The 18,962-nt window shown below is 50.8% G+C and carries 10 protein-coding genes and 1 pseudogene; 9 read left to right on the plus strand and 2 right to left on the minus strand.

The genetic code is table 11. From position 1 onward, the window contains the following. The 5 genes from B4B27_RS07970 to B4B27_RS07990 all read left to right on the plus strand — a co-directional run. The coding region (locus B4B27_RS07970; protein WP_290725399.1) for a family 43 glycosylhydrolase at positions 1 to 1,592 on the plus strand (1,592 nt) is incomplete at its 5' end. Positions 1,593 to 1,852: 260 nt separating this feature from the next. Further along, positions 1,853 to 3,682 (plus strand): glycosyl hydrolase 53 family protein, encoded by a 1,830-nt coding sequence (locus B4B27_RS07975; protein ID WP_290725401.1) that lies wholly within the window; start codon positions 1,853 to 1,855, stop codon positions 3,680 to 3,682. 16 nt (positions 3,683 to 3,698) lie between these two features. Continuing rightward, complete coding sequence (locus B4B27_RS07980) at positions 3,699 to 5,354, plus strand: right-handed parallel beta-helix repeat-containing protein (RefSeq protein WP_290725404.1); 1,656 nt, start codon at positions 3,699 to 3,701, stop codon at positions 5,352 to 5,354. A 197-nt stretch (positions 5,355 to 5,551) separates the two neighbouring features. Continuing rightward, the gene (locus tag B4B27_RS07985) at positions 5,552 to 8,458 is read left to right on the plus strand and encodes a hypothetical protein (RefSeq protein WP_414654304.1); all 2,907 of its coding nucleotides are present in this window, start codon (positions 5,552 to 5,554) and stop codon (positions 8,456 to 8,458) included. A 151-nt stretch (positions 8,459 to 8,609) separates the two neighbouring features. Continuing rightward, positions 8,610 to 11,432 (plus strand): T9SS type A sorting domain-containing protein, encoded by a 2,823-nt coding sequence (locus B4B27_RS07990; RefSeq protein WP_290725409.1) that lies wholly within the window; start codon positions 8,610 to 8,612, stop codon positions 11,430 to 11,432. Positions 11,433 to 11,490: 58 nt separating this feature from the next. Here B4B27_RS07990 and B4B27_RS14650 read toward each other — a convergent pair. Then, positions 11,491 to 12,176, minus strand: a pseudogene (locus tag B4B27_RS14650) (KilA-N domain-containing protein). A gap of 212 nt (positions 12,177 to 12,388) precedes the next feature. On the opposite strand from B4B27_RS14650, the gene B4B27_RS08005 reads away from it, so the two are divergent. After that, positions 12,389 to 13,042, plus strand: coding sequence for an SIMPL domain-containing protein (locus tag B4B27_RS08005; RefSeq protein ID WP_175549808.1), 654 nt, complete (start codon positions 12,389 to 12,391; stop codon positions 13,040 to 13,042). 52 nt (positions 13,043 to 13,094) lie between these two features. Here the strand turns inward: B4B27_RS08005 and B4B27_RS08010 are convergent, their stop codons facing one another. Then, on the minus strand, positions 13,095 to 13,394 hold the full coding sequence (locus B4B27_RS08010; protein WP_073319689.1) for a hypothetical protein: 300 nt from the start codon (positions 13,392 to 13,394) through the stop codon (positions 13,095 to 13,097). A 127-nt stretch (positions 13,395 to 13,521) separates the two neighbouring features. Between B4B27_RS08010 and B4B27_RS08015 the strand changes: the two genes are divergently transcribed. From B4B27_RS08015 to B4B27_RS08025, 3 genes are all read left to right on the plus strand, one after another. Then, positions 13,522 to 13,953, plus strand: a complete 432-nt coding sequence (locus B4B27_RS08015; RefSeq protein ID WP_290725418.1) for a hypothetical protein — start codon at positions 13,522 to 13,524, stop codon at positions 13,951 to 13,953. A 207-nt stretch (positions 13,954 to 14,160) separates the two neighbouring features. Beyond that, positions 14,161 to 15,468, plus strand: a complete 1,308-nt coding sequence (locus tag B4B27_RS08020) for a hypothetical protein (protein WP_290725420.1) — start codon at positions 14,161 to 14,163, stop codon at positions 15,466 to 15,468. Positions 15,469 to 15,826: 358 nt separating this feature from the next. Further along, a complete protein-coding gene (locus B4B27_RS08025) occupies positions 15,827 to 18,895 on the plus strand; it encodes a type ISP restriction/modification enzyme (RefSeq protein ID WP_290725421.1) in 3,069 nt (1,022 codons plus the stop codon). Positions 18,896 to 18,962: the final 67 nt, after the last annotated feature.

The raw sequence follows: 18,962 nt of genomic DNA on the forward strand, positions 1-18,962 counted from the left end.
TTGTCACGAATATGTTCACGGCAGACCCCGCAGGGCTCGTTTACAACGATACCATGTATATCTTCACGGGACATGACGAGGCGCCCGCCGGTCACGAAGGTTACATAATGAACGACTGGCACATATTCTCTTCGGGAGATATGGATACCTGGGTGGATCGCGGGGCCGTGCTTTCTATCAAGTCGTTCAAGTGGGCACGCGGCAGTGCCTGGGCGAGCCAGACTATCGAACGGAACGGCAAGTTCTACTGGTACGTGACCGTGCACGACGGCAGGGACTTTGCAGTTGGTGTCGCGGTTGCGGACCATCCGGCCGGCCCGTACAAGGATGCCATCGGCAAGGCGCTCATTACCAGCGACATGACTGCTGCGAATAGCGGCGTGAATTACGATATCGACCCGACCGTCTTTATCGATGACGACGGGCTGGCCTACATTTATTGGGGCAACGGCGCCGTGATGGGCTACAGGCTCAAGGAAAACATGGTCGAACTGCAAGGCAGCATGTTCAACGTGACGCCGCCCAGTTTTACCGAGGCTCCGTACGTTCATAAAAGGAACGGCTACTACTTTTTGACGTATGCCTACGGCTGGGAAGAACGCATTGGCCAGGCGACCATGAAAAGCCCGACGGGGCCCGTATCCAATTCCAAGGTCATTGTCGGCTACAACAAGAATTCCAATACGAGCCACCAGGCGTTCGTCGAATTCCATAACCAGTGGTATTACATATACCATACGGGCGCGATTGGTGGCAGCTTCCGCCGTGCGCTGTGCGTGGACTATGCCTACTACGAAAACGACTCAACCATCGCGAATATCACCATGACCGATGCGGGCGTAAAGAAGGTTGACCACGCGCCAATCAGGGATGGCGTTTACCGCATCAAGGCGCGGCACAGCGGCCTGAGTCTCGAAGATGCAGCTTCCGCGGTAATCCAGATGGATTCTGAAGAAAGCGAATCGCAGTTGTGGGCGCTCAAAAGAATCGTCGGTTACACCTACACGCTCAGGAACATCGAAACGGGGAAGTACCTTTCGTTCGGAAAGGGAAACCTGCTTGATACCGCAAGGACCGTCGAAACCGAAAACCGCATTGTCATCGAGAACTTTAATGTGGATGACGGTTACCGCCTGTATGCGGATACCGCAAGTGAATACCTGGGCGATGTCCTGAACATCTCTACGGAGGCGGGAATGCCGCTTGTCGTGTGGAAACAGACCGGGACGCAGAATCAGTCGTTCAAGTTTGAATATATGGGCGACGAATCTGCATATAGTTCTTCCAGCGAGGATGCGTCGAGCTCAGGGACCGCTGAACTGATGTCAAGTTCCTCCAGCGAGGACGTGTCGAGCAGTTCCGCAGAAACTACGTCACTGGCCATAACGCCCGTGAATTTCAGAGCGCGGGTTGTCGGGGTTTCTCGCGCAGATGGGTTGCGGTTCTCGCAGGCTGCGGATTACGCCCTGATGAACCTGCACGGCATGGTGGTTGCCCGCGGGCACGCCGCGCAAGTCGTGGTCAAGAACCTTGCTCCCGGCGCATACGTGGTAAGGCTCGGCGGCCGCATCCAGAAAATCGAGCTGAGGTAAAGCATGTTCGACCGTGAAAATTTCGCCATCGTCAAGCAGATTGCGGTACTCAGCCTGCTCGCCATCGCGCTAGGGCTTGTTTACGGGTAAGCCTATTCGCATTGGGAATTGAAAAATCCTCATTTTTCGTTTAAAATCGCCAATTTTAAATTTTTTCAAAAAATATAGTACGCTTTGTAGTAAAAAGAGTTATATTTATAGAAAATTGTAGTACAATTTATAGTACAACAAGGTGCTAACAAAAAACAAAGGAGTGAAGGATGTTTGGATTGGGAAAAATCATCAGGAAAACGGCGCTGGTTCTGGGTGCCGTGGCGGTTGCGGCGCTTGCGCGCCCGTATATCGTGGGTGTCGATGTCTCGTGGGTGCTCGAAGACGAGTCCTTGGGGGCGAAATACTACGATAACGGCAAGCAGCAGGACCTCTTTGATATCCTGCAGAATCATGGAATCAACTTTATCCGCGTGCGCACCTTCGTGAATTCGTGCATCGGCTACGCCAAGGAGAGTTACTCCGGTGCAAATTCCAACGTGTGCTGGTGCGACCTGGAACATACCATTGCGCTCGCCAAGCGCATCAAGGCGCACAACATGGGATTCTTCCTGGATTTCCACATGAGCGACACGTGGGCATCCATCGGCCACCAGAATGTTCCGGCCTCGTGGGCGGGCAAGAGCAATGCCGAGATGGGCAAGCTCGCCTATAACCACGTGAAGACGACCATGGATGCGCTCATGAAGGCGGGGCTGCGCCCCGACATGGTGCAGGTGGGGAACGAAATCAACTCGAAGGTGGCGGGCGTTTCGCTGAGCAAGACGGCGGACTTCGCGAATATCATCAATTCGGGCGTGCGTGCGGTGCGCGAGACGGATCCTTCCATCAAGATTGTGATGCAGCATGGCCAGCCGCGCCCCGAGAAGGGTTTTGCTGATTGGTACAACAAGATTCACGCGAACATCGACTACGATGCCATTTGCGGTTCCACCTACGGTACCACGAACAACGGGCAGGATTGGCGCGACATGTTCGGGCTCGTAGTCAAGAACAAGAAGGCGGTGCTGAGCTGCGAATATACGGGCGAACGCACGGCCCTCGTGAACTCGGTGTTCTATGAATTTGGCGACCTGGGCTGGGGAACCTTCGTGTGGGAGCCGACCCGCTACAGCAACAAGCCGATGTTCGATCGCGACGGCCAGAAATATACGGCGAATGCGCGCCTTAGGGAACTGCGCGACATTGCGAAGAAGTATAGCGCGACGCTCCCGGACTGGGTGCAGGTCGGCAAGGCCGTAAAGAAGTACAACGTGAAGACGACGGTCGCTTACGGCGGCTCGATTGCGCAGAGCATCGAGGGTAGTGAAATTGCGGAAGGGAGCAAGGTGACCTTTACCGCCGTGCCGCAGGAGGGCTGGGAATTCGTGGCGTGGACCGGCGACAACACGGGTAACGGCAAGGAATACACGGTGGCAAGTCTCGGCAAGGATGTGAACCTGGGTGCGACCTTCAAGTTCGTGGGCAAGGACTCCCTGCGCTACGAGGCAGAAAACGGCGTGTTCAACAAGACGGTTCTCGAGTCGACGCACGAGGGCTTTTCGGGCAAGGGCTACGCGAATCTTGATAACGAGGTGGGTTCTTCGCTGACGCTTTCCGTGGTTGCTGCCGACGAGGGCGATAAGGACGTGAAGATTGTCTTTGCGAACGGCTCTACGGCAAATCGTCCGGTAAGTGTCGCGGTGAACGGCAAGGTGCAGGTGGAATCGGTGGACTTCGAATCGACGGGTGCCTGGGAAACGTGGGATTCGAGCGTGGTGACGCTCAGGTTGCCTGCGGGAGCAAGTGCCATCACTATCGCCTCGCTCACGAAGGATGGCGGCCCGAATATCGACCGCATCGAGTTCGTGAATAAGAATGCGGTGGTCCCTGTCAATCCCGGCGACTCGGTGGTGGGCGACAGCGGCACGACGGTGCTCCAGCGGATCCCTGTGCGCAGCAATACGCTCCGTAACGGTGGCCGGAACTTCCTAGTGAACGGGCGTTCTGCGGGTGCATTGAAGAACCGCGCGTCAAGAATCAGGGTATATACAAAGTAACAGGACGAGGCGAGGTATGAAAATGAAGCGCGTGTTGTGTGCGGCCGTGATTGCCTTGGCTGCTGCGGAAACTTTCGGGGCGACCTACTATGTGGCCCCCGACGGAAAAAATACGAATAAAGGAACGAAGGACAGCCCCTTTGCAACCCTCAACAAGGCGAATTCCGTGGTGAACGCGGGCGATACCGTCTGGATTCGCGGCGGAACCTACCTGCATACGGACACGAACTATGTGAAAAACGACAACATGTTCGCGGGCATTCACCTGACCAAGAGCGGTTCAAGTGATAACAAGCGCATTCATTACCTCGCGTACCCGGGCGAAAAACCGGTCATTGACTTCAGCAAGATGCCGATTGCCAACGGTTCGAACAACGTAAGGTACACTTCGGGTATCCTTATCCAGGCGCAGTACCTGCACCTGAAAGGGCTCGAAGTCAAGAACGTGCCCATGAAGGGTGAATCTAATGTGGGCGTGTACATTTCACGCAGCAAGCATATCTTCTTGGAACTGATGGATAGCCACCATAACGGCGGTTCGGGATTCTTCGTGAACGAACGCGGCACGGGGAGTGCGGGCGGCCACCTGTTCTTGAACTGCGACAGTCACGACAATTACGACCCCAACGGGCGCCAGGGCGACGGACAGAATGCCGATGGCTTCGGCGTACATTACCAGACTAGCGGCGATACGACAAAGTTCATCGGGTGCCGTGCCTGGTGGAACAGCGACGACGGCTGGGATTTTATTAGCCAGGAGTTCCCGGTGGTTATCGAGAACAGCTGGGCGATGGGCCACGGCTACAGCAACTATGGAACCGGCAAGCCGAAGGATGGCAACGGAAACGGTTTCAAGGCGGGGAGCAGCAAGACGGGTGTGCGCCATACCATCCGCAACTGCGTTGCTTGGAAAAACAAGGCGTCGGGCTTTTACGCGAACCACAGCAGCGGCGGTAACGACTGGTTCAACAATACGGCCTATATGAACGGCACGGCGTTCAACATGTGGGCGAGCACCTGGGATGCAAACGACAACCGCACCGATGGCGTCGTGCTCAAGGGCAGCAAGGCTCACGTGATGAAGAATAATATCGCCTTCCCGAACAAGACGGCCTACATTGGCGGCGAATATGCGGCGGGCGAATACAATACCTGGAACCTGAACATCACCCCGAAGGAATCGGATTTCGTGAGTGTCTCTGACCCGAGCATGACCGTGACGGGCAAGGAACTCGGGCCTCTCGGTGGTGCTTTCGGCCCGCGCCAGGCCGACGGTAGCCTTCCGGATATCGACTTCCTGAAGCTCGCAAAGAACAGCCAGATGATTGACAAGGGCGTGAATGTGGGGCTCAAGTACGAGGGCAAGGCTCCGGATTTGGGTGCGTACGAATACGGCTATGTGCCGCCTGTTATAGTGCCGGTCGATACCACGCTGAAGGATACCGCTGTAACGCCGATTGTCGTTCCGGTCGATACATCGGTTGCGCCGGTCGATTCGATTGCGGATTCTACGGAAATTTCTGCGGGCGATTCGACGACGTTTGTGTGCCCGCTTCCGCAACGCAGGCCGAATATGCAGCAGCCGGGACGCCTGTTCTACGTGAACGGTCGCTCGGTGAATGCGCTACGTGCAGGTAACCGCAAGGCAATTCAACCGACATTCGCAAAGTAGTTTTCAATACCAAACAAGGCGTCCCGACGAATGTCGGGGCGTTTTTTTTTATAAAGATTATGGAAAATTATTTCCCTCCGTTGTCTATGGACAACCGGAAGTGTGGTGGTGAAGGTACTATTTGGAGTGCCGGAGATATATTATAGGTGCAGGTTCCCGGTGGTGCGGGGCCTGTAATTCAAAGAAAGGATTGGATGATGAAAAAGTTGTGGATGTTTGGGCTTTCGCTCGCGCTTGGAGTGGGCATGTCGCAGGCGGCTCGCCAGATGGAATGGCTGAACCGCGGGCTTGTGGCGGTTAAGACCGGCGGTGGCGTGTTCCTCAGCTGGCGCGTCCTTGGGACCGAGGGCTCCGAGACGGGCTTTAACCTGTACCGCGATGGCGAGAAAATCGCGAGCCTCAGCGGGACACAGGCGAGCAACTATACCGACGCGAAAGGGACAACCTCGAGCAGGTATTCCGTAAAGGCTGTCATAAACGGCAAGGAACTTGCATCTGACGATGCCGTACCCGTGTGGGGCGAGCAGTTCTTGACAGTGAACCTGGACAGGCCTGCAGGCGGTAGCGACTACACCTACAGTCCCAACGATATTGCCGTGGGTGATGTGGATGGTGATGGCGAGTTCGAGTTGGTTCTCAAGTGGGATCCGAGCAATTCCAAGGACAATTCCCAGAAGGGAAAGACGGGCAACGTCATCATTGACTGTTACAAGATGAGCGGCAAAAAACTTTGGCGCATCGACCTAGGCGTAAACATCCGTGCGGGGGCGCACTACACGCAGATGCTCGTGGGTGACTACGATGGCGACGGCAAGGCGGAACTTGCCGTAAAGACTGCGCCGGGAACGAAGGATGCCAGCGGAAAGTACCTGAGCAAGGGCGCAGCGGCCAATGCGGCACATACCAGCGATTACCGCAATTCGAGTGGATACATTCTGACCGGTGACGAATACCTCACGGTTTTCAACGGCGAAACGGGACTTGAAATGGCGACCGTCGCCTATAATCCAGGGCGCGGTACGGTAAAGAACTGGGGCGACAGTTACGGGAACCGCGTCGACCGCTTCCTTGCGACAAATGCCTATCTCGATGGCAAGAAACCGAGCATGGTTTTCCAGCGCGGCTATTACACGCGCATGGCGCTCACGGCCTACGACTGGGACGGAAAATCGCTGACGCAACGCTGGTACCACAATTCGGCGACGAGCGGCAAGGAATGCTACGGGCAGGGAAACCATAACCTTTCGGCGGGTGACGTGGATGGCGACGGATTTGATGAAATCATGCAGGGTAACTGCGCTATCGATCACGATGGCAAGTTCATGTACCGTGTAGGTTACGGTCACGGTGATGCAATCCACTTTGGCGATTTGGACCCCGATAACGACGGCCTCGAGGTTTGGCAGGTCCACGAGGAAAAGCCCTACGGCTACAACTTGCACGACGCACGTACTGGCAAGGTGCTTTTCTACGAAACCAGTTCGGGCGATAACGGGCGCGGTGTCGCGGGCGACGTCGATTCCAACAGCCGCGGACATGAGCTCTGGTCTGCTGCAAACTGGAACACCTATACGGCTAAGGGAAAAATCTGGAAGGCCGACAAGCGTCCCGCCTACAACTTCCGTATCTACTGGGATGGTGACCTGCTTGACGAATTGTTGGACAATACGACCATCAGCAAGTGGGACCATGCAAAGCAACAGAGCAATACGCTTTTCCAGATGCAGGGCAACAGCTGCAATACCACCAAGGCGACACCGAATTTCAGCGGTGACATTCTGGGCGACTGGCGCGAGGAAGTCATCTTGCACGATGGAGCCTCCAAGCTTTACATTTACACGACAACCACGCCTACCGAACATCGCATGTACACGCTTGCGCACGACCCGGTTTATCGCAATGGCATGAGCTGGCAGAATACCGCCTACAACCAGCCGCCGCATCTGGGTTTTTGGCTGCATGGCAACAAGGGCAAGTTCCCGAAGCCGGACATCGTGCTGATAGGCGACAACACGCCGAAGGCGGCCGCGATTGTCAAGCAGGGCGCAGGTAGTTCGAGCCAGGTGATTGTGAAGGGTGATTCGATTGTCCCGTTCACCTTCGCGATCCAGCATGCGGATGGGGCGAATGTTGACGGGCTCCCGGCAGGCGTGACGGCCGTGTGGAATGCGACGACATCATCGCTCTATTTTAGCGGGACTCCCGTTGTCGAGGGCGAGTTTACCTATACGATTACGACGAAAGGCGGGAATGCTGACTTTGGCGAAGCGACTCGCAACGGAAAATTCACCATCCTGAGTGTCGTGGAATCGGGACCTGCTCCTCTTATGGTTCGGAGCGATATCGAGGCGGCGGTACCGACCGATGCAAAGGGAGCCTTTGCCGACAACCACGAGAATTTCCGCGGAACGGGATTCTACGATTTCGAAAACAGTCTCGATAGCTACGGCATTTACCACCTGGTTTCGCCGAAGGAATACAAGAATGCAACGATGGTGCTGCGCTACGCCCACGGCAAAACGGATACGCGTCGCATTATGGTGAAGATGAATGAAGACCTGGTCGGTTCGCTGACGTTCAAGCCCACTGCCGATTGGGATACCTGGGATAGCGTCTCGGTGGGTGTTTCGCTCCAGAAGGGGTTGAATGTGCTTTATCTGAAATCGCTGGAAGAGGCGGGTGCACCGAACATCGATCAGATCGGTTTTGATGTCGAAGGCGTGGTGCTTTTTGAGGATTCGACGCAACTCTCGGCGATAGACACCTTGAGCGCTGAAGTAGCGGGAGACTCTTCGGAAACGACGGGGCTTACCCGTGGCGATTACACTGCAGAAGACGACTTTGCAGGTAACATTCGCGTTGCTGCCGGAATACACCTGAATCTTGCAGATGGTACGCTGATTGCCCGCGAATCGGGGTATGCCCAGGTGGATTTCTTTGACATGACTGGCCACCAGGTGGCGCGCCTTGCAAGAAATGTTCCGGCAGGAGCGTCTGACTTGTCCCGCGAAATCAGGGCTCTCCCCGAGGGCGTCTACATGGTCCGTGTCAAGTTCAAAGGTCGCACGATGCAGAATGCGGTGCAGGTAAGAGTAGAACGGTAGTTTCCTAACTAAACGATACGTCCCGGCGGAAGCCGGGGCGTTTTTTTTGCACCGCTGGTGCCCGCCGTAGTCCGCGGACAACTGGAAATTTCTTTTACCCTACCCCCGGAGCAAATCCGAGGGTATTTTTGAGGGCAGAAAGGAGTTTTGTATGGGATGTTTGAATTCTATTCGCGTATTGGGCCTCTCGGCGGCGCTTGCCTTTGCCGCATCGCCCGTCATCAAGGTCGATTTTGACATGAGCGGCCGCAATTCGAGCGAGGTTACGGAACCGAATTACGTGCCCTGGGTGGTTTCGGGTGTCGCTTCGAAGGACACGACGCTTTCGGGCGTGAAGGTGAATGTCGCCGGAAGCGCGAACCTCAAGGCCAACTGGTACAAGGCCGGGGTGCAGTCCCCGAGCTATGCGCGCCTTGTGTGCGACGGCGTGATGGTCGAAGGCGGTGGGGCGATTACGCTCACCTTCTCAAATCTTGCGGCAGGGACGCACAGCCTCCTTTTGTACCTGAACAATGTCGATGGAACGGCGGCAAGCAACAGCATCGATGTCTACGTGAACAACTCGAAGCAGACGTCGGTCAAGCCCACGAATCGTGCGCTCTCGACAGGCGAGGCGGCGATTGCCTACGTGACTTTTAATGTAAGCGGTACGGGCGCTTCGACCGCGATAAAGCTGAATACGGGAACGGTTACCCTGAACGGCTTTGAACTGAATGTGCCCAATGCGGCGGCACAGGCGACAGGGCCTTCGCCTGCGGATTTAGATTATCACGCTCCGCACGAAAGCGGGGCGCTGACGCTTTCGTGGACGGCGGCGAAGTCGGCCGTAAAGCATCGCGTCTATTTCGGGACGGATTCGGCGACTGTGCTTGCGGCAACGCCTTCGAACACTGCGGTTTACAAGGGTGAACAATCCGGCAGTTCGTATAAGGTGAGCGGTACGACTCCGCTCCAGACATACTACTGGCGCATCGATGAAGTCGATGCGAACGGAACGGTCACGGCAGGGAATGTATGGTCGTTCAAGCCGGGCCGCGTCGCGTTCGAGGGTGCCGAAGGTTATGGCCGCAACGCCCTGGGTGGCCGCGGCGGCAAGGTGGTGTACGTGACGAACCTGAACGATGACGGTGCAGGCTCCTTGCGCGAGGCGTGCACGGCAGAAATTGGCCCGCGTACCATCGTGTTCAAGGTGTCGGGAATGATCCAGCTGAAATCGCGCCTGGTCTGCAATCAGGATTACGTGACGATTGCGGGGCAGACAGCTCCTGGCAAGGGTATTACCATCAAGAGTGCCCCCATCGGGTTCACGGGCAAGGACATGGTCATCCGCTTCATGCGCGTGCGCCTGGGTTACGGCGCCACCTACGACGGTATGGGGCTCACCGGCGGCGACCACAGCATATTGGACCATGCGAGTATCAGCTGGACGATTGACGAAGCCTTCAGTAGCCGAGGCGGCAAGAATCTCACGCTGCAGCGCACGCTGATTTCGGAAGCGCTGAACATTGCGGACCACCAGAATTACCCTGTCGGGACGGGACACGGGTATGCGGCGACTATCGGCGGCGATATCGGCAGTTTCCACCACAACCTGCTTGCGCACAATGCGGGCCGCAACTGGAGCCTGGGCGGTGGCCTCGACGGGAACGGCTACTATGCGGGTCGCCTCGACATATTCAACAACGTTGTCTATAACTGGGTGAGCCGCGTGACCGATGGCGGTGCGCACGAGGTGAACTTCGTGGGCAATTACTACAAGGAGGGCGCCGCCACTACCTTGCACGGCTATACATTGCGCGCGCAGTTCGAAGGTACGGGCAAAGGCTCGCAGGCGTATTACTACCACAACAATATTCTCGAGGCTGCGGGCGGCAAGTTCACCTGCGACGGCACCAACGACAATTGCGGTCGCGAGTATTCGCTTTCCGGCGGGCAGGTGCTGGATTGGGAACCCTGGAACAGCAAGCCCTTCTTTGCCTCGTATGCGACAGTCCAGAGCGCGAAGGCCGCCTACAAGGATGTGCTGAGCGATGTGGGCCAGCGCATGCCGGTACTTGACAATCACGACACCCGCGTGATAAACGAGACCAAGAACGGAACCTACAGCATGAAGGGGTCCGTGGGTGGCATGGCGGGCATTCCCGACCGCGAAACCGATGTGAAGGATACGGCGAACATCAAGGGCTGGGAACCTTACCCGAGCGAAATCCGGGCCGACGACTACGACAGCGATTTGGACGGGCTTCCGGACTGGTGGGAAAACATGTATGGCTATAATCCGAAATCGAAGAGCGGTGACTTTAGCGAAGCGAACAGGGACCGCCTGGGCGATGGCTGGACGGAACTGGAACGCTACCTGGAATGGATGGCCCGCGCGCACTACACCTTCGCGAAGGGCGAAACCCAGGTGATAGACCTTTCGCAGTTTACCCGCGGTTACGACGGCGGAACCTACACCGTGTCGGCCCCGAGCGGCGTGACGGCGACCGTGAGCGGTTCCAGGTTGACGGTGAAACTCGCCGACAGCTTTGCAGGTGCGGGCTACGTGCAGTTTACGCTGAAGGACAATGCGGGCGATACCTTTAGTCGCTACATCGGCGTGACGCAAGGACTTGCCGTGAATGTTTCGCAGGGCGGACAAGACGAAAACGACACGACATCTGTTGCCGCGGACGATTCGACGGCAACGGATTCTTCGACGACTTCGATTGCGACGTTCTCTCCTGTGAAAATTTTCCACTACACCGTTGCGGATAACATCGTGCGCCTCTACGGCATTCCCGCAAATGCACAAATTCGTGTAACGGACTTGAGCGGCAGAAATCCGATGCTCAGCAAGAATGTGCTGACCGCAGACGGTTCCGCTTCGGTGGATCTGCAGCCCTTCGGTAGGGGCGTCTATATAGTGAACGTCCGCGGAATGGCCCGCGACGGCTCTCGCCTGAACAAGACCATCAAGGTCATGCGCAAGTAAACTACAAAAGAAATACCGTATCCCCTCAAAGCCTAGGCTCAAACGAGCCTAGGCTTTCTTATTTCAAAAGCTTGTTCTCTCCGATAGATTCCAGTACTGTCATCTGCGAAATCGCAATCTGGTTCAGCTTTTGCAATCGTTCTGGCTGCGGCAAGCCTTCCTTAATCAGTACGGAATTCAACGATTCCATGTTCGAAAGGCATATGAGCTGGTTTACCGTCGCATAGTCGCGGACATTGCCCTGCAAATCGGCGTGTGCATCGCGCCATTCCTTAGCCGTAAATCCGAATAAAGCAACATTTAGAACATCGGCTTCGTTTGCGTAAACCATGCTCATCTGTTGCTTTGTAAGTGTTGCCGGAATCAAATTCTGCTTGATGGCGTCCGTATGGATATGGTAGTTGATTTTTGAGAGCTCACGAAAGTTCCGCCGTTAGCACCATTTTTAGAAATGAGTCCAATTGCACCAGTTTCTTCAATCCATCGAGAAGGGCTCATAGTGAACGAATGGCTACCAGCTTCTTTTAAAAAGGGGTCGAATTCGACCCCTTTGAAGTCGGGATTGTTCAACATTTCCCATAAACCTAAGTATTCTATTGTATTTTTTGACCTCATCCAATTTTTCACAACATCCTTAGGCTCCACAGGATTCTTTTGCCGAGCAATATCAGTAATGCAGACATAATCGACGCCGTTAACGAGCATTGTTTTGATTTCACGGTTCATGACGTTTATTCGTTTCATCTTTTACTCCTTTTTTACTACGGACAAGCGTAAAACCGTCGTGTTTGAAATTTTGAGCACTAGAACGTTTGTGCACTAATAAATATAACTCCACAAGGGGTGAATGTCAAGAGATTTTCGTTTTTTTTGAAACTAGATTTGAAAAAATATAAATTGTCATTTTATGACAGTTTATGAATATATATTTGTGGTATAACCAAATGGAGGCTATTATGGAACAGAATCAGAAAACTATTAGAGTTATGGGGACGGGCTTTGTCAAAATCTCTCCGGACACCACGAGACTCACTTTTTCTATAGATTCCAAGCACGATTCCTATGAAAAGGCATATAACGAGGCCTCCCTAGGTAACAAAGGTTTGAGGGATGCTCTTGAAAAGCTGAATATTCCGAAGGAATCTCTTAAGACATCAGATTTCTCGATAAGTAAACATCGGGAATGGATTAGCAAGGAAGTCCGGTGGCTTGTCGAATATCATTTGAATCAAAGTCTCTCTATTGAGTTGCCTTTGGATAGTGTTCTTACATCAAAGGTTATGTCGACTTTGGGAGCCGCGTGGCCTGAACTCGAAGTGAACATATCTTTTATCAGGAAAGATTCTCACGATGTCAAGCTTCAAATTCTCGAATCGGCAGTCAAGGATGCCCGCGAAAAAGCCGAGGTGATCGCCATGACGCTCGGACATAAACTAGGCGGTATCGTAAGTGTCGATTACTCCAGACGTAGCATTGACGTTTATGTTGGTCGGGAAGATTATAACATGGTGGCTGATTTAGCAGAAAGTTCCGGCTCGCAATCTGTTGATTATACCCCTGATGATATTGAAGCAGGAGATACTGTTGAAACAGTCTGGTATTTGGATTAGACAAAATAGAGGATTGATTTTATTGTTGATAAAATCAATAAGGCAACAATATTCAATCTATGATAATGCCTTTTGCAAACATTTTGTCGCGATGCTTGAAGTATTTGTCAAGTTCTTTTTCGACTGCTTTGAAAAATTTTTTCGCATTCGGGTCTACATGCAGTAGCATACTAGCTAAATCACGCATCCAATTAAAGCGCACCATCGAATCTGCGGTGTCGAAAAAATCGCGTGTAATATGTTCTCTAGTCGATTTATGCTCCTTCAAAAGTTCATCAATGGCTTCGTCATCGCCAAAATCGTATATGGTCTTTTCTCCCAAATTAGAGAAATCTGTACTGATGAGTTTCATAAAATAACACCTTTCCTCCCTAATATACCACTTTTTTTATAGAAAGTCAATGTTGAAACAGTCTGGTATTTGGATTAGTATATTACTGAATTTGCGTTCTTTCCTATTATTGCAGTAAGGGTGTCTTATGTCGGATCGGAACATCATAAATCTTAAATTGCCGATGCGGGCAAGTCAAAAGAGCAGAATTATAGCCATGGTGGTGGCAGTTCTGCTCATTGCAGTGCTGTTTGTAGAAAGTTTCTGCCTTGATTTCGATTGCGTGTATATGGGAGTCTCAATCTTTGTGTTTGTCGGAATATCTTATGTTCTCCGTTTCTTCTCTGATATTTTTACAGACATGTTTGCTGGTTTGTTGGCGGCTTCGGTAGGCGCGTTCGCAGAAGCTATAATAATATCTATCGCCATCAATTCGATTTTCGACTGTAAATTTGATAAAAACTTTGGAACGCTCTTTTTCTTTTGCTACTGTTTCTTCTTGTTGTTTATGGTCTTTATGCTCATGCGGAATGAAAGACGCAAAGAAAAACGAAAAAATACTAACATTGATGAATACTAAACAAGGTAGGTCTATATGGACAAACGATACATTAATAGATTTGAAAGTTTCTATAGCAGTAGGGCTTCCCTAGTTTGGTACATGGGCTCTTTGGCATATTGCTTTGAGAAAAAAAAGGAATTGCTTAGCGTTCCTAGAAATCTTTGGTCTGTCATTTCATTTCGAATATCAGATTGTATCATTGATTTGTGTCGATTCGATTTGACGATGGAAGAACGCATCGATTATATGGAGCGAAACTTTAATGATGGACAAAAAGTTGTTGATGAACTTGTTCAAAATGACTCTGAACTTAAGGTTAAAACAGATGCGCTATACGAATATTTGCGGAATGTAAGAGGGTTTACATATGAAATTATAGATTTACACGGAATTCCTTATGCAGATAGACTCTCCGCAGAAGAACAAGTAGAATTTGAAAATACTTTTTGGAAAAAGGCAACCCCAAAATTCAAAAAAGCCCATAAGGCCTATCGTGATTTGCTCGCGATAATGGATGACCGGGTATACAAGATAAGGAAAAGTCTTGTAAAAGACAAAGTCCCTATATCCTTGCCTCACACGCCTGAAAGTGCCATGTTGCCCGAAGAAAAGGCTTTTTACCACCAGGCCAAGGCGATTTGGGATAAGGAAGAATACATTGATATCGAAGAAAATGTAAACTACCTGTGGGTTTATGTTCAGGAACTTCTTGCCAAAAGACAATCGGTGACATTCGAGTCCTTAAAAGGGATTCTCATGCGTCTTTGTGAACGCTACTATACGGAGGAAACGTTCTTCATATCGTGTGGGCCTTATATTGAGGATTTGGCCCTTGAACGTGGTGATGTCAAGTGCTATTTGGACTGGTCAGAAATGCAACGTGTCTATGGACATTGTTCATTAGAAAGTGAATCGCGGGTGGGTGTCGCCATGCGCGAAAATATTCCGCTCCATCCGATGGATATCATAATGGCTACGGGTGGTTATTATTCCAAGTTCATTCGCGATAACTATGCCCTATACAAGTTCTGCCTTTATCAAAAGTTCTCTGAATATGACAATGCGAAGGGCTGGTATAATCTACTCAAGAAACTTCCGACGGCAGGACATATAAATGCGGTTCAGTGCTATTTGGGCTTGCCTGGTGTCGTATGCGAGTCGAAAGTTTACAATCTGTTTGACGCTTCGGCGGAGCCTGTCTGTAAAACAATAGTTTCTGTTTGCCAAGATGCCGAAAAGATGGCTATTGAAATGAAATCAAACGGTGACTCATGGGAAATAGAGCGTCACGAGCGGATATTTGAGTACTTAAAGGGATATCTTCCTCAGTTAAAGATGTTCCTAGAAGCAAGGCCGCTGTTTGCGAATGGTGAAGTTATTCCCATCTACATTCCTTATAGGGATATAGCGATTTGCCGTGCCGGTGTGGAATCTAAATGCGATGCGGCCGAGATCCAAAGACGGAATATCCGGTTTGTGAACATCGATTCTGAACCCAATCAGGTTGTCGAAGAAATAAAAAGTCTCTTGTAGCCCGTAGGGCTGTTTCGGCTAAGCCTTATATTTGCGTTAACCGGCCCCTTAGGGTCGGTTTTTGCAATATTTGCCATTCCAATAATCTATATTGCACGATAAATAGCCCCGTACCGAATGGTTCGGAGCGAACAGAAATTCGAGATTCGTCTCTTATTCTCATTGCTGAAACTACCACTTTCAAATGACTCGAGAATAAGACGAACGCTCACGTCCCATCTGGGGCGTGGGTCGTTTGTGCTTATTGAGTCAAGGGTGTGGTAGCCCGCAGCAATGATAGGCACTGCGACTCCACGCCTTTTTTATTTGTGGAAATCGCGGTGAAACAAGGAACGGCTCTCGCAACGCTGGAGCCGCCATGGCCGATTTGGACAAGAGCAAGATTCAATCCGTCGCACAGTACATCGACGAGGTTTCCAAGCAATTTTCTACGGGCAAGGCGACCGAACACAGTTACCGCCCAGCACTCGCAAAACTGCTTGGCGACTTGCTCCCCAAATTCACCATCACAAACGAACCCAGCCGAATCCAATGCGGAGCGCCGGACTACATTATCGCGAAAGGGAAAGGAGCAACATCCATTCCTGTTGCGTTCGTAGAGGCAAAGGACATCGGCGATAGCGACTTGGATGGAAACCGCCAGCACAAGGAACAGTTCAACCGCTACAAGAACTCGCTAGACCATATCCTTTTCACGGATTACCTTGATTTCCATTCTTATGAAAACGGAATGCCGACTCAAAATATCCGCATTGCCGAAATCAAAGGGAATAAAATTGCGCTGATAGACGCTAATGTCCCGATGTTTTTGGAGATGGTGGCGCACATTGCGGAATCAACACCGCAAAAAATTACGAGTTCTACAAAACTGGCGCAGATGATGGCTGCCAAGGCGCGCCTCCTTGCCGAAGTGATTGAAAAGACTCTCGAAACCGATAGCGAAAAGGCAGGCGAACTGGCGGGGCAATGGAAATCTTTCCAGAAGGTGTTGATTCACGATTTGACGGAACGTCAATTTGCCGATATTTACGCACAGACAATCTGCTATGGAATGTTTGCCGCAAGGCTCCATGACGACACTCCTGACACGTTCAGTCGAGAAGAAGCGGCCACGCTCATTCCCAAGACAAATCCGTTCTTGCGCAAGGTTTTCCAGAATGTTGCCGCATTCGATGTAGATACCAGCATCGCATGGATTGTAGATGACCTGGCAGAAACATTCCGAGTGACGGACATGCCGAAGGTTATGAAGAATTTTGGAAAGGCTACGGGGCAAGCCGATCCGATGATTCACTTCTACGAAGATTTTCTACGCTATTACGACCCCAAGCAGAAAAAGGCCTGTGGTGTTTATTACACGCCCGAACCCGTTGTCCACTTTATCGTCAGTGCCGTTGACGAAATTCTGAAATCCCGCTTCAATTTGAGTGATGGGCTTGCCGACACGAGCAAGGTGACGATTCGTCAAACTTCGAACCTATACACGGACAATCGCACCAAAGACCACAAGAAATACGAAACGCGGGAATACCATAAAGTCCAAATCCTCGACCCTGCAACTGGAACGGGAACATTCCTTGCCGAAGTGGTCCGCAAGATATATTCTGGAATGGAGAACCAGAAAGGTGCTTGGCAAAACTATGTGGAAGAACATCTGCTCCCGCGCCTGAACGGTTTTGAATTCATGATGGCTCCATACGCCGTTGCCCACTTGAAATTGGACATGGTGCTGGCGCAGACGGGTTACAAGGCAAAACAGGACAAGCGACTCCGCATATTCCTTACCAATTCCCTTGAAGAATGTGACCACGACACGGGAACGCTGTTTGCACAATGGCTTGCGCAAGAAGCAAACGAGGCGAACCTTGTCAAGCGCGATACACCCGTAATGGTAATGATTGGCAACCCGCCGTATAGCGTGAGCAGTAGTAATAAAAGCGCTTGGATTCAGGAATTATCGGAAACCTATAAGAAAAATTTAAACGAGAAAAATATCCAGCCGCTTTCGGATGATTACATTAAATTCATTCGATTAGGCCATTACTATGTAGAAAAGAATGGCGAAGGAATTCTCGCGTATATTTCAAACAATAGTTTCATAGATGGAATCATCCATCGACAAATGCGAAAAGCATTGATGGAAACTTTTGATGAAATCTACATTCTTGATTTGCATGGCGACACTCGTAAAAAGGAAACTGCATTTGATGGCGACAAAGACGAGAATGTCTTTGATATCATGCAAGGCGTAAGCATTAACATTTTTATTAAGAAAAAACAGAGTGTCATCCTGAGCGAAGCCCGTAAGGGCGAAGTCGAAGGATCTCTAGCCCGCGTTTACCATTATGAGCTCTTTGGTAAACGTTTTGAAAAATATGCATTTTTAGCAAACACATCTTTCAGTGATGTGCCTTGGGAAGAATTAATTCCCAAAGGACCTCAGTTTTTCTTTGTTCCAAAAGATTTTTCAATACAAGAAGAATACGAAAAAGGTTTCAGGATTGACGAACTAATGAAAATGAATGCCGCCGGCATCAAAACGCATCATGATGCGGAATTAGTTTCTTTTGACGCAATTAATTCATTATATAATCAAATCTATTCATATAGAGTTCTTGACAATCGTTTCCTTGATTATGATTTGCAAAAGGTTGAAAGACATCGCTTCGCCTTAATGCGGCATATTATTAGGGATAATTTGTCTTTGAGCGTTTCTCGACAATGTATTGATGATTGGAAATACGTTTTCTGCACAAATCGGATATCAGACATAAATCTCATTGCTAGCGCTGGGAAATTAGGAGGTGGAAACGTTTTCCCTCTCTACCTTTATCCAACAGATGGTGAAGAAAAACTCGGCGAGACTCGTAAGCCCAATCTAGACGAAAAAATCTGGCGCAAAATAGACAAGTGCACTAAACTCAAAACGACTCCGGAACAAGTCTTTGATTACATCTATGGCGTTCTCCATACACCGTCCTATCGTGAAAAATACAAGGAATTTCTGAAAATTGATTTTCCTCGTATTCCTTACCCAGAAAACAAAGAAGAATTCGAACGCATCGTTTCCATCGGCAACAAACTCCGCAAATTGCACCTGATGGAAGAAATTCCACCGCAGGCAACCTCCTTCGACATCGAAGGCAACAATGTTGTAAGCGATATTCGTTTTGAAAAGGAGATCCCCGACCAAGTCGGGGAAGACATTGGCGGGAAAGTCTACATCAACAAGACGCAGTATTTTGCGAATGTTCCTGAATTAGCTTGGAATTTCTACATCGGCGGCTATCAACCCGCCCAAAAGTGGCTCAAGGACCGCAAAAACCGTACCCTTACCTTCGACGACATCTCGCATTACCGCAAAATCATCGCCATCCTTATCGAAACTCACAAGTTGATGCAGAATCTTGATGAAACGGCAAGATAAATGTGTGTTGTCCATAGACAACCGTTATTAGGGAAGAATCTTTCTTTTGACGTAAAAAAAAATATAT

Source organism: Fibrobacter sp. UBA2449 (genome assembly GCF_002342555.1).
GTDB lineage: Bacteria > Fibrobacterota > Fibrobacteria > Fibrobacterales > Fibrobacteraceae > Fibrobacter.